The sequence below is a fragment of the Shewanella sp. MMG014 genome (assembly GCF_018100775.1).
Taxonomy (GTDB): Bacteria; Pseudomonadota; Gammaproteobacteria; order Enterobacterales; family Shewanellaceae; genus Shewanella; species Shewanella japonica.
The window spans coordinates 179,069-191,262 of record NZ_JAGJDZ010000009.1 but is presented as its reverse complement, the minus strand read 5'-3'; the positions used below and the strand labels follow the sequence as shown (position 1 = coordinate 191,262).

Below are 12,194 nucleotides of genomic sequence, written 5' to 3'. Positions count from 1 at the left end.
GTGCATCCATGCACTTCATGACATTCAGGCATCCTGCCTATCGTCGCCGACATAGCCTCAGTTGAGCCATGATCACTCTCAGCATCCCAGCTAGAGTCACATTAAAAAATATTAGGCTTCTATCACAAAGCTGCCTTGCATAATCGCCCAGTGACCTGGAAATGAACAAAAGAATCGGTAAGCGGCTTTGCTATCTAACCCCTCAATATTAAACGTTATTGATGTTGAGCCACCGCCGCCAATAACGTCAGTATGGGCTAACACTCTTTCATCACCCGCTTTTATATAGCTGTTATCAACACCTGCAGTCATGCCGTCATTCGCAATAGCTTGAACATTGTCAGCAGTGCTTAGTACCCAGTTATGGCCCATTGCTGATTTAGGTAAACTGCCTGAATGGTGTAAGTTTAAGGTCACTTCTTTGCAGGTCGCTGGCACTGATAAACTTTTCTTATCAAATTGCATCGCATCATTGGCCGTAATTGTTAGTTCGCACTCACTTGCGTTAACGTTTAGGCTCATTAACATTACGCCTAGTGCAGCTGTAGCTTTAATCATGTTGGTCATATCATTTCCTTGTGACGGTATAGAATGCATTGTTATTAAAAACGAAAGCATACTAAAACAATTCACTCCAAATGAGAATGATTACCAATTGTAAATAAGTTAAATATTGATTAGCGCTTGATAAATAAGTCCTTAGGAGAAATCAAAAGAGTTAGCGCATCCTACTCTTTTAGGATGCTTACTTCATATGTCTGCGTATTTAAAAATATCGATAATGTGGCGAAAGAGCACTGTAATTTAATATTTAATTACCGTTTTGCATGTAAGATTGGGGGTTAATCTTCCTAAATAGGCTCTGCCCTATTGCCATTGCTAGGCTAATTTCATGACGTTTGATATTTTATTACTGTTACTTGCTGGTTTTTTTGGCGGCGTTTTAAACTCGCTAGCTGGCGGTGGCAGTTTTATCACTTTCCCTGCACTAATATTTGTTGGCGTGCCACCGATTATGGCTAATGCAACCAATACTTTTTCGTCTTTTGCTGGATATCTCAGTGGTGCATTTGCATTTAGGCGAGAGCTGCTTGCTCATAAAAAAGAGATTAAAACCATTATCATCACCAGTTTATTTGGTGGTGCTTTCGGCGCATGGCTATTACTCATTTCTCCAGAGACCGTGTTCCAACAAGCGATTCCTTGGTTACTATTATTTGCCACCTTACTGTTTATTTTTGGCTCTAAAATCAATGCCTTTTTCAGTCGCTTATCGAATCAACATAAATATGCCTCTCAATTGGGCGCGGTAATGTTATTTTTAGTGCTACTAGCTGTTTGTATATACGGCGGTTTTTTCAATGCGGGATTAGGCATTATCGGTTTAAGTTATTTGGCATTAGCTGGGCACACTAATATCAATGCGATGAATGGCATTAAGCTAGTCATTTCTTCATCGGTTTCCTTAATCGCTATTATTTTATTTATCTACAATGATGCAATTGCTTGGTTCGAGGGGGTTACGGTACTGGTTGGTACTTTGATTGGCGGTTATATGTCAGCCCATATTGCCAACAAGGTATCCCAAGTACGCATGAGGCAGTTTGTGATTGTGATGAGTTGCGCCATTACGGTTTATTTCTTTTACTCCACATATTCTCACCCTCTGTAAAAACTAAATGCAGCTTGTTGTTGTGATGCGATGCGCCATTACGGTTTATTTCTCTATACACCACATATTTAAACCTTCCCCAAAAAACTAGATGCAGCTTGTTATTGTAATGAGCTGCGCCATTACGGTTTATTTCTTTATACACCAGATATTTAAACCTTCCTAAAAACTAGATACACCTTGTTGTAATGAGCTGCAACATTACGGTGTATTTCTCTTACTCAACTTATTGTCATCCTCTCAAAAGATGAGATACATGTAGTGAGTGACTGCTATTCCAGTTGCATTCTTAACAACAAAGCGGTGTTGATTGCAGATATAAGGTTATCGTTTCTGGCAAGTCACTGCTTTGTTACTGAAGTAACAATTCAGGGTTTAAGCAAAGTAAAATTCACTTCTAAGCTTCAACCAAAAGTCCCATACCGAAGAGGCTTAAACTAAAATAAAATGAAATAATTCTGTAACAAGCAATAAACCCAATGAAAACTCAGACACATATAGTAAATGGAATTTACGATACTGAAAAAATGTACCTCACGATTGGTAAAGACTCAGTAGAGAAGCACTTTAAACCTTACCGTAAATACATTAGTCGTTATAACATCGAAAAAGAATCATTAGTTAGACTTCAAAATATTAATGGAGTCCCCAATTTAATCGACTGTGATGACAGAAACAAAACACTGGTGATGTCAAAAATTTCGGGTGAAACGCCAGCCCATCTAACCCGTGATAACTTGAAAGATTTGATTGAATTAGTCAATAAAATGCTCGAAGCAGGTGTTGCTCGGCACGCCTTACCCATAAGAGATATCATTGTTGATAATCAGAATAAATTAGGCTTAGTAGACTTCGAACGCTCTACTTTACGAGGCTCAATCATCCGCCTTGATTGGTATGTGGCAAAAAAAGTCACTCACTACCACTTATATCGATTAATTGCTCAATTCCAGCCTGACCTACTTACGAATAAGCAAAGCCAAAAACTCAATGCTGTAACTCGAATTCGACACTTCTTCAAACGCTAGTACAGCGCGCTTTACTAGAAACAGCCGGCGATTGTCATGCTTTAACTGCTTTCAGTGCAAATCAGTCTATTGGTTGATAGCGGTTGTTTTTAATCAAGATTAATCAACCTACAAAACTCACAATATATAGCAAAATCAGTAAATTAGATAAAATTCGTTATTATATTCAACGTTAAATATCACCTATTAATTCTGTGGGTTTAATCGTGCAAGTTTTGCATTTTATATTAGGCTTAAAGATTGTCATCTATTGACATAAAGCAGTGATTTGACAAACTTCTAAGGAGAGAAAAATGTCTAAGAAATTAATAGCGCTACTTATCTCAGGTCTATTGCTGGGTTGTGGTAGTAGTGATGATTCAGAAGATCCAGCACCAGAAGCTGAAATACCGCAACCAGAGGTTGAAGAGCCCGCTCCCACACCAGCCCAAGGTATCTTTATCGATAGTGCCGTTATCGGTATTGGATATCGAACAGAAACTCAATCTGGAGTCACTGATGAAGAAGGTAATTATAATTACCTTGAAGGTGAAACTGTCACTTTCTTTATCGGCGACCTAACCTTCCCAGCAACACCAGCATCAGGAATTGTCACCCCTTTTAATATTGCGGCATCTGAAAGTGTTGATGACAATCAAGTAGTAAACATCGCAAGGTTGCTACAAACGCTTGACCAAGATGGCGATACTTCCAATGGGATTACCATTACCGATACCGCTATCGCAACAGCTGAACCGGTTGATTTTAATTTAAGCACAGATGAATTTGCCGACGATCCTGCGGTTAAAACCACTATTGAAAATGGCGGTCAAGATACCGCTGTAACAGACTTGGTTGATGCAGACGATGCTGTCGACCACTTAACCGAACAAGTTGCGGCGAATGGCGTTCAGGTTGGTATCACAGGCACTTGGCATTATCCAGATGACGATAATGATTTACTCACGTTAGTGTTCTTTAACGATGGCACCTATGCGCATTTTGAAGTTGACTCAGAGGATGAAGAGGAAGAGTCAGGAATGGAATGGGGAATGTACAGCCGTGACAGCGAAACCAACCGTGTTATTGCCAGTCAATCATTTGATGAAAATGGCGATACAGGCTTAACTGATTTTACTGACGTAGATGGTGCACCTTTATTATTTGCCGAAGTTATGGAAGAACAATTAGTCCTTTCAATCGACGAAGATGCCAATGACTCAATTGATGAAACACTTAATTTTGATAAGCAAGGCAGCGAGGGGGTTGTCGGCACTTGGTTAGTAAAAGCAACCGATGATCAACCCGGTGATGAAAATGACTTGTTGATGTTGTTATTTAACGATGATGGAACATACATTCATGCAGAAATAGACCTAGATGGTGAGGCCGAAGAGTCTGGCATGGAATGGGGAACCTACAGTATCGATAGTGAAAGCAATATGGTCACAGTAACCCAAACGTTTGATAGTAATGGAGACACTGGGTTAACTGATTTTGTCGGTGAAGATGGGCCTTCCCTATCAATGTCGGCACAAGGCAATACATTGCTTTTATATATCGACGAAGATGGTGATGGCGACGTTGATACTCAGATGTTATTCCAGCGTCAATAAACAATGTACACAAGCTAACTCAGTAGATTCAATCTACACCTTTAAGAATGCGCAATACACGTCATGCTTGAATCTGCTGAGTTTTACTATCCCACCGTAATTAAAGCTTTATCATTACGACTTAATCAATAACGACGCATTAACTGGTCGTTAATAGCGAATACACATGCAATAAACTCAAGTAGCCATTCTTAAAAAATAATTCTTTAGGGAAGCAAGGTTTTTTGCTTCCCTCCTTATCTAACAAACTGCTAAAAATGATACCTAACGCCACCAATAGCCTCTAATTCTACTTTGACATCATCAATTAGGTACAATGTAGGCTGCGCTTCGATGAAAAAAGTAAACCGCTCTACTTTAGTGTGAGCACCAAATACCGCTCTTGCGCCCAATTTAATATCATCATTTTTTTTATCAGCAATCTTGCCGCCCACGCCCCAATAAAAATGTGGGTGGTCCTTAAAATTAAATGTTTTATCTAAGGTAAATGAAAAGTCATCAAAACCCACCCCAAACTTATACTCATTCATTTTTACATTAATGCCTGAGTCGCTACCTACCATTAAACCGACTTCAGGCGCAGCATTGGCCTTAGGTGTAAAAATGATAACCAGAGAAAGCATGATTGAAACAAAGACGGTGACAAACTTCATGATGGACCTTGTTAGAAAATAAAAGGCGACATCCTAACGAGTTTGCTTTTAAGAGTAAATTTGACGAGTAACATTGGGACATTTTTAAACAAATAACGCGAGTAAAGCGCCAGTATACATAACGATTTCATAGCGATTTTGCATCAAGTGTTTCAATGCAGGGCAAAAATAACACACAATAAAATTGAGGTGTATATGAAGCATGAATGACAAAGTAGCATCTGGGTCGGAACCTATTCAAACTCGTCAGTAAATCATGAACAAGTCCCGATTATCTTATTTCAAGATAATTTCTCGCATTCTATATTCCCCTGTTAAGGTTCTCACTTCGGGGTATTTGGCAGAGATTTCGTTAGACATTTTTTCATCCGAATCACTCCATTTCTGCATAAATTGTTTGTACTTCTCCTTATTGGGTTCAATATCAGCTGCATTGTCAAAGGTCACCACCAGCAACATATTAAAGTCACCACTGGTTGCCAGATCGCTGCCGTAAATTTTCCAATCTTTAATAAAGCCAAGCTCCTTTTGAATATTAACTGCTTTAACCCAGCTACTGCGTAAACCCGCTAAGTAGATATCTCCCATATTGGGATCCACTTTTACCGTGGTCATCATCATGATTTCGCTGCCGAGATCGTAATCTTCATATACTTCTAATCTATCCTTTGAAAATACAGAACTACTAAATAAAACACATAATGCAATTATTAAGGTCTTGTTCATGTCGTTCACTCCTAATTGTTAACTTAATTCGCTGGTTATTTTTTAACCAAATTAAGCTTTAAGAGTATAGTCGAAAGGGTTATAAAAGCAGGAAAAATATAAAACTGAAAGTTATCAGTTCATTAGCGGTGAATATAAAAGAGCATAAAGAAATAAGTCAGTCTAAAGTTATACAAATAACTGAGATTAAAGGATAAAAACCGCACATAAAAAAGAAATAAAAATGAATCTCGAAGTACATTTAACGTATATAAAGTAAAACACCGCCCGAAGAGCGGGTTTTCACCGCTCAAAAACGTATCACTTTAGACTTACATAGAAAGAGTTGTTAATTAAGCATCTTTAGCGGGGGCTGCAGTAAATAATCCCTGAATTTTCGGTGTGATACTAATAAGTTGATTGGTCAATAAACTCATGCTGTAACCCAACATGGCGCCCAATAATAATGGCGGTAGAATAGCAGCTAAATCAGCGCCTAATGCAAATGTAATACAGCAGCCAATAAACGCACCTGGGATAAACGCCAGTTTTTGATAACTCGCCTGTAAACACATTGCAGCAGTGGCAACACCGGTAAATGCGTAACCTACCATCGGTGAAATAAAGAACCCACTCCCCGAGATAATAAGCCAACCCCAAAAAACACCTGACAAATTTGTACTCATAGCCATCAGCATGCCTTTAATGCCAGTTTCTGTTTGAGCAAAAAAAGTGCTACAGCTTAAAAAACCAACCCAAGTCACTAACTGGAAAACATCGGCAACCCCAGCCCATAGCGCTGCGAGTAGACCTGCTGATATTGCTATTTGCCAACGATGTTCCATATTGCCCTCTCGAATGTCGCCAAAATAAAACGTAGAGTTTATAAAATAATACAATCAACACGTAATCTACGCTATTTAGCGATGAAACAAAAGTGATCTAGAACAGATTAATGAGCAAAATACAGTCAACCAAAGTGATAAAGCCGCTAGTACATTTAATATTACTAATTCAAGATACACTTATTGTTAAGGATTTTTATCCTCCTCAATGAAGTAAATCTGTAAATCTATCGACAAAACCCATAACACTTGTCACTTCCAAACAAGCTAAAACCATTCATAAACGAACTATTTAAGTGATACCGTTCAAATTTTTACTACAAGAACACCGAGTTTATGTAGCTAATTGTATTTTCTTGCGAGAGCTATCATTTTCTATTCTTTGACTCATCTAGTCTGATATTCAACAAGTCATCAACAGCAAAGCTGCCTTATTGGACTCAACAAAACCAATAGTCATGACAATAATTTGAGGAACGCCTATGAAAAACTACCTATCAAACTCAAGATTAAATCTTGCGACAAATAGTCTTGACTGGGTCATGGGACACACCATCAAACAATCGCTAAGTCTTAAAGATGCAGTGCCTTTAGATGGAATTCAGCAATTAGCGGTACCAGAAAAACCGATTGAGACCTTATACATTCACATTCCTTTTTGTCATACATTGTGTCGATTTTGCTCGTTCCACAAAATTAAGTTTAATGAAGGCGTCGCTAAAACTTATTTTAAAGCCCTAAGACAAGAAATTCGCACAGTAATTGCACAAGGATACCGATTTAATCGAGTGTATATTGGCGGCGGCACGACCACGATTTTAGAAGATGAATTAATCAAAACTATCGAACTGATTAAATCTATTACCACGATAAGAGAAGTCTCTTGCGAGAGCGATCCGATATACTTTAAAGAAGGTAATCCGCATTTACTTAAAGGCTTAGTGGATCGCATGTCTATCGGGGTACAAAGCTTTGATGACAAGATTTTAAAGGCCAGTGGTCGATTTGAAAAATTTGGTAGTGGATTACAACAAGCCGAATACGTTAGCCGTGCGATTGAAGTAATACCAACGGTTAATCTCGATATGATGTACGGCTTTAAAATGCAGACCCCAGAGACTGTAGCCAATGACTTAGCCCAAACAATTCGTCTCAGCCCAGATCAAATCACCACTTATCCCCTTACCGTAGGCATTGGTCAAAACCGTAAAAAAGCGGGTTGCCTTGCAGGCCAACCCGAAGAACTTTGGCCACAATTTTTAGCGGTAAAAGAAGCACTGGCTGAGCGGTATATTATGGAATTCCCATGGACTTTCAGTCGTAACTTTGGCCAACCCGTTGAAAATAAGTATGTATTAGATGGCGAAGATTGTTTCGGTGTTGGCTCTGGTGCTTTCGGGCGTTTTGGCGAGCAATTCAGGATCTCAAGCTTTGATATCCCTGACTATATTGAGCGTATCCAATCTAATCAAACCGGAACCAGCTACACCAAACCATTAGATAACAAAGCGTTATTACAACATCATTTAATGATGATGATGGGGCATGGACTATTGGATAACGCCCAATTTAAAGCACATACAGGTAAAACATTGTGGCAAGCGTTCCCACTTGAGATGAGTTATTTGATTTCAGCTGGCGCACTGAATAAACAAGGCAGTAACTATGTGACCACACCGGCAGGTCAATTTATTGGTTTGAAAATGTTCTCAGGCTTTTTAGCTGGGATGGACTTCTTACGTGAACAAGCAAGAGAACTGCCCTTATCAACGAAATCTGACAGCGAAGCATCTGCTAATAACTGCATCACTAATGAAACAAAAACAGATTCAGGCATTATCGTTTAATACAGGCTCTGCGGCTTACTATTTAAGTCGCAGAGCAAACATCCCTTAAATTTACTACGACTTAATTAGCTTATAAAAGGATAACTAAACGGTATTACGGCGTAAGGATATATTCCATGGCTTGAGCTAGTTTAGGCGAGTCAGGGTCGGACACTTGTGTCACCCACACCACTTCCCCACTTCGGTTTATAAATACGGTAGTAGGTGTACCTTTAACGCCATATAAGTCGGCCACACTGTCACCGTTTATCAGCGTTTGTATCTCTATCCCTCGGCTTTTTAACACGCTTTGCGGTTGTGCGCCCTTATCTTCACGAAAACTAATCGCTATCATCTCTAAATCAGTATCTTGATAAGTTTGCCGTAATCTTTCTAAACCAGGTTGCAGCTTTTTGCAGTAAGGACACCAAGTCGCCCAAAAGTGAATGACAACGGGCTTGCCAGCAGTCGATTCAAGTGACCATTGTTTGCCATTAGCATCAAACAGCGCAAAATCGGCAGCTTTGGGAAATTGATACCCTTTATCACCTTGCTCATCAGCGCCCCATGCTAGCGATGACAATAAAATACCTTGTATAACTGCCGCAGTGAATAGTAGCCATTTGGCGAGTTTTATATGGTCACCGTTATGGTGAATATCAATCACATTCATACAGACAAACCTCGGAAATATTAAGAATGATTTAACGCAAATGTCATCTAAATTCTGTCTTAAACGCTCTCTTAAATTCGGCCTTTAATTCGGCCTTGCTTGAGCACCTATATACAGACCGAGCTACCCGCTTATTGCTTTCATCACTATTAACTTTTAACTGAGCTTGTCACAGAAATATGTTCATTTATCCAAGTCATCAGCCATTTTACAAACTGGTCTAATCAGGTTAACTTGGCATAAAAGGTAAATGGAGTTCACATGCCGACATTGACTGACTGGCAACAAGATAGCTATTTTCAGCAATTTTCTTTTGCTAAAGAAGCTGACTATTCTATTTTCGTAAAACATGCAGGAGATACTAATAATCCCGCGTTATTACTGATTCATGGCTTTCCCACCAGCAGTTATGATTGGCAGCCTATATGGCAAAGTCTCAGCGCTCAGTTTCATGTCATTACCTTAGATATGATTGGCTTTGGATTATCAGATAAACCCACCCAATTTCACTATTCGTTCGCCGCTCAGGCCAATTTAATCGAGCAACTACTCGCGTCACTCAAAATAACTAATGTGCATATTTTGTCTCATGATTATGGCAACACAGTCACACAAGAGTTACTGGCGAGGCAGCTGCACAATCAACCCAATTATCGAATACTGAGCACAGTGTTATTAAACGGCGGTATTTTCCCTGAAGTGATTCACCCAATTCTTATCCAAAGATTGTTATTAAGCCCACTCGGCTTTTTAGTCGCTAAAGGAATGGGATTCAAAGCATTTAAACGTAACTTTGATACCATTTGCACAATCAACATTTCAGAAAGCGAACTACAAAAACATTGGCAGTTGATTAAACATCATCAAGGTGAGCGAGTGTTTCATAAGCTTATTCAATACATGAAAGAGCGAAAGGTGAATCGTGACCGTTGGGTCAATGCGCTTATTGATAACCCAACGCCGATGCGCTTCATTAATGGTCTAGATGATCCTATTTCTGGCCAAGATATGCTTGAGCGATATGAAGCTCTGATTGATACTCCAGATGCTATCAGCCTGCATGATGTTGGTCATTACCCTCAACTAGAAGCGCCAAGCCTAGTATTGAAGCATGCAATGGCATTCTGGCAGCGCCACCAAATTATTGATTAATCTGCGTCAATAAAACCAAGCAATGAATGAAGGATAATGGCGCTCAAGCAACACAAATTATTACCGCTTAAATTAACTGAGTTTTTACTCAAAGTTCGCTAAAGTAGACTAAGTTATAACCAGTCGCTGAAAAACTTATTCAATAATTAATAACAACCACGACGACTCTACAACCACAACTATGGTGCGAAAAAACGCAAAAAACAAAGGACCGTATTATGCCGATTTATCAAGCCCCACTGCGTGATTACCAATTTATCCTATCTGAGCTGCTATCTATCTATGATCAAACCGGACTCGCAGGCTTTGATGAAATAGACCCAGAACTAACCGACGCTATTTTGCAAGGCGTCGCCGATTTCACCACCGACATCATGTTACCTTTAAATGCCTCAGGCGATCTTGAAGGATGCCAACTTAAAGATGGCAACGTCATTACGCCTAAAGGTTTTAAAGAGGCTTACCAACAATACATTGATGATGGCTGGGCTACGCTCACCTGCGATCCTGAATATGGCGGTCAGGGCTTACCTGAAGTCATTGGCACCTTTGCCACCGAAATGAAAACTGCCACCAATATGGCTTTTGCCATGTATCCTGGGTTAACCCATGGCGCTTATTCAGCCATCCATGTCCATGGAAGCGATGCACTGAAACAAAAATATTTAGCCAAATTAGTCAGTGGCGAATGGACTGGCACCATGAACTTGACTGAATCCCATGCTGGAACCGATCTTGCCCTTCTTCGTACTAAAGCAACCCCCGTTGCTGATGGCAAATTTGCAATCAGTGGCGAGAAAATTTTCATTTCATCAGGGGATCATGACTTAGCTGAAAACATTGTCCATTTAGTTTTAGCCAAATTGCCTGATGCACCAGAAGGGGTGAAAGGTATTTCATTGTTCGCGGTGCCAAAGTTTCATGTAAACGATGACGGCAGCTTAGGTGAAGCCAATCAGTTATGTGCCAGTGCGTTAGAGCACAAAATGGGGATTCATGGTAACTCAACCTGTGTCATGGTGTTTGATGGCGCTGTAGGAGAGTTGGTTGGCGAACCTCATCAAGGTCTAAAAGCCATGTTTACTATGATGAACCAAGCTCGCCTTGGCGTTGGTATTCAGGGCTTAGGCGTATCTGACATCGCTTATCAAAATGCGCTGGTTTATGCTAAAGAGCGCATTCAAGGCCGAGCCCTTTCTGGAGTTAAACAGCCACAACAAGCTGCAGACTCGATTTTGGTTCACGGTGATGTGCGTCGTATGTTGTTATCTCAAAAGTCATTCAATGAAGGAACGCGTGCATTAATGGGCCAACAGGCTTTATGGCTTGATCAGGCAGAGCGACACAGCGACCCTGTAAAAGCTAAACAAGCTGCAGCGCTTGCAGCCCTTTTTACGCCAATCGTAAAAGGGTTTGTGACCGATCAAGGCTTTAAAGCGTGTGTTGATGCTCAGCAGATTTATGGCGGACACGGCTATATTAATGAATGGGGTATGGAGCAATTTGTACGTGATATTCGAATTGCGATGATTTATGAAGGCACAAATGGCGTACAAGCACTCGATCTTGTTGGGCGTAAATTATTATCAGATAAAGGCGCAACACTGACATTATGGTCAGATATGGTTAAAGGCTTTATTGGTGAGCATAGTAATAATGACGCGATGAAACCTTACCTTGCAGGGTTAATGGATGCAGCCACGGATTTAGAAAAAGCCACCGGCTTTATTGCACAGTCAGCGGCTAAAAATCCCGATATGATTGGTGCAGCCTCAATGCCATATATGCAGTTATTTGGCATTAGTGCCCTTGCATGGATGTGGGCACGAATTGCAGCGACGTCAATTGCCGCCCTTGATGCAGGTACAGATGAGTCTGATTTTTATCAAGCTAAGTTAAATACAGCCGAGTTTTATATGCGATATTGGGGATGCCAAACGCGCAGTTTACGCAAGCAAGTCGAAATGAGCAGCGCGCAAATTGCAACCTTTGATGAAGCCGATTTTTAGTCTGACTTCATACAAGCAATCTATGTGAGCTTTATA

11 protein-coding genes are annotated in these 12,194 nt (G+C 40.1%); 6 read left to right on the top strand and 5 right to left on the bottom strand.

Annotated elements, in window-relative coordinates; genetic code table 11:
* Positions 1 to 111: 111 nt before the first annotated feature.
* On the bottom strand, positions 112 to 567 hold the full coding sequence (azu, locus tag J8L86_RS15420; protein WP_119968952.1) for an azurin: 456 nt from the start codon (positions 565 to 567) through the stop codon (positions 112 to 114).
* A gap of 325 nt (positions 568 to 892) precedes the next feature.
* On the opposite strand from azu, the gene J8L86_RS15415 reads away from it, so the two are divergent.
* The 3 genes from J8L86_RS15415 to J8L86_RS15405 all read left to right on the top strand — a co-directional run bounded on the left by J8L86_RS15415 (position 893) and on the right by J8L86_RS15405 (position 4,295).
* The gene (locus tag J8L86_RS15415; protein WP_065108488.1) at positions 893 to 1,672 is read left to right on the top strand and encodes a sulfite exporter TauE/SafE family protein; all 780 of its coding nucleotides are present in this window, start codon (positions 893 to 895) and stop codon (positions 1,670 to 1,672) included.
* 479 nt (positions 1,673 to 2,151) lie between these two features.
* The gene (locus tag J8L86_RS15410; RefSeq protein WP_211030956.1) at positions 2,152 to 2,700 is read left to right on the top strand and encodes a hypothetical protein; all 549 of its coding nucleotides are present in this window, start codon (positions 2,152 to 2,154) and stop codon (positions 2,698 to 2,700) included.
* Between the two features lie 293 nt (positions 2,701 to 2,993).
* Complete coding sequence (locus tag J8L86_RS15405) at positions 2,994 to 4,295, top strand: hypothetical protein (protein WP_211030955.1); 1,302 nt, start codon at positions 2,994 to 2,996, stop codon at positions 4,293 to 4,295.
* A 251-nt stretch (positions 4,296 to 4,546) separates the two neighbouring features.
* Here the strand turns inward: J8L86_RS15405 and J8L86_RS15400 are convergent, their stop codons facing one another.
* The 3 genes from J8L86_RS15400 to J8L86_RS15390 form a co-directional block, all read right to left on the bottom strand.
* Complete coding sequence (locus J8L86_RS15400) at positions 4,547 to 4,948, bottom strand: hypothetical protein (protein WP_211030954.1); 402 nt, start codon at positions 4,946 to 4,948, stop codon at positions 4,547 to 4,549.
* Positions 4,949 to 5,224: 276 nt separating this feature from the next.
* Positions 5,225 to 5,674 (bottom strand): hypothetical protein, encoded by a 450-nt coding sequence (locus J8L86_RS15395; protein ID WP_055026061.1) that lies wholly within the window; start codon positions 5,672 to 5,674, stop codon positions 5,225 to 5,227.
* A gap of 332 nt (positions 5,675 to 6,006) precedes the next feature.
* Entirely contained in the window at positions 6,007 to 6,498 is a 492-nt protein-coding gene (locus J8L86_RS15390) for a DUF1097 domain-containing protein (protein ID WP_211030953.1), read from the bottom strand.
* 482 nt (positions 6,499 to 6,980) lie between these two features.
* Between J8L86_RS15390 and J8L86_RS15385 the strand changes: the two genes are divergently transcribed.
* Positions 6,981 to 8,345 (top strand): coproporphyrinogen III oxidase family protein, encoded by a 1,365-nt coding sequence (locus J8L86_RS15385; protein WP_211030952.1) that lies wholly within the window; start codon positions 6,981 to 6,983, stop codon positions 8,343 to 8,345.
* 94 nt (positions 8,346 to 8,439) lie between these two features.
* On the opposite strand, the gene J8L86_RS15380 is transcribed toward J8L86_RS15385, so the two are convergent.
* On the bottom strand, positions 8,440 to 8,997 hold the full coding sequence (locus J8L86_RS15380; protein ID WP_211030951.1) for a TlpA disulfide reductase family protein: 558 nt from the start codon (positions 8,995 to 8,997) through the stop codon (positions 8,440 to 8,442).
* 261 nt (positions 8,998 to 9,258) lie between these two features.
* Here J8L86_RS15380 and J8L86_RS15375 point away from each other — a divergent pair, with 261 nt between their 5' ends.
* Both J8L86_RS15375 and J8L86_RS15370 read left to right on the top strand, forming a co-directional pair.
* The gene (locus tag J8L86_RS15375; RefSeq protein ID WP_065108493.1) at positions 9,259 to 10,149 is read left to right on the top strand and encodes an alpha/beta hydrolase; all 891 of its coding nucleotides are present in this window, start codon (positions 9,259 to 9,261) and stop codon (positions 10,147 to 10,149) included.
* A 218-nt stretch (positions 10,150 to 10,367) separates the two neighbouring features.
* On the top strand, positions 10,368 to 12,158 hold the full coding sequence (locus tag J8L86_RS15370) for an acyl-CoA dehydrogenase C-terminal domain-containing protein (protein ID WP_211030950.1): 1,791 nt from the start codon (positions 10,368 to 10,370) through the stop codon (positions 12,156 to 12,158).
* Positions 12,159 to 12,194: the final 36 nt, after the last annotated feature.

Excerpts from the sequence above, each read along its gene's own strand:
- J8L86_RS15415 (WP_065108488.1), top strand. The coding sequence starts at position 893 with ATGACGTTTGATATTTTATTACTGTTACTTGCTGGTTTTTTTGGCGGC.
- J8L86_RS15405 (WP_211030955.1), top strand. The coding sequence starts at position 2,994 with ATGTCTAAGAAATTAATAGCGCTACTTATCTCAGGTCTATTGCTGGGT.
- J8L86_RS15375 (WP_065108493.1), top strand. The coding sequence starts at position 9,259 with ATGCCGACATTGACTGACTGGCAACAAGATAGCTATTTTCAGCAATTT.
- J8L86_RS15390 (WP_211030953.1), bottom strand. The coding sequence starts at position 6,498 with ATGGAACATCGTTGGCAAATAGCAATATCAGCAGGTCTACTCGCAGCG.
- J8L86_RS15380 (WP_211030951.1), bottom strand. The coding sequence starts at position 8,997 with ATGAATGTGATTGATATTCACCATAACGGTGACCATATAAAACTCGCC.
- J8L86_RS15400 (WP_211030954.1), bottom strand. The coding sequence starts at position 4,948 with ATGAAGTTTGTCACCGTCTTTGTTTCAATCATGCTTTCTCTGGTTATC.
- J8L86_RS15385 (WP_211030952.1), top strand. The coding sequence starts at position 6,981 with ATGAAAAACTACCTATCAAACTCAAGATTAAATCTTGCGACAAATAGT.
- J8L86_RS15410 (WP_211030956.1), top strand. The coding sequence starts at position 2,152 with ATGAAAACTCAGACACATATAGTAAATGGAATTTACGATACTGAAAAA.
- azu (WP_119968952.1), bottom strand. The coding sequence starts at position 567 with ATGACCAACATGATTAAAGCTACAGCTGCACTAGGCGTAATGTTAATG.
- J8L86_RS15370 (WP_211030950.1), top strand. The coding sequence starts at position 10,368 with ATGCCGATTTATCAAGCCCCACTGCGTGATTACCAATTTATCCTATCT.
- J8L86_RS15395 (WP_055026061.1), bottom strand. The coding sequence starts at position 5,674 with ATGAACAAGACCTTAATAATTGCATTATGTGTTTTATTTAGTAGTTCT.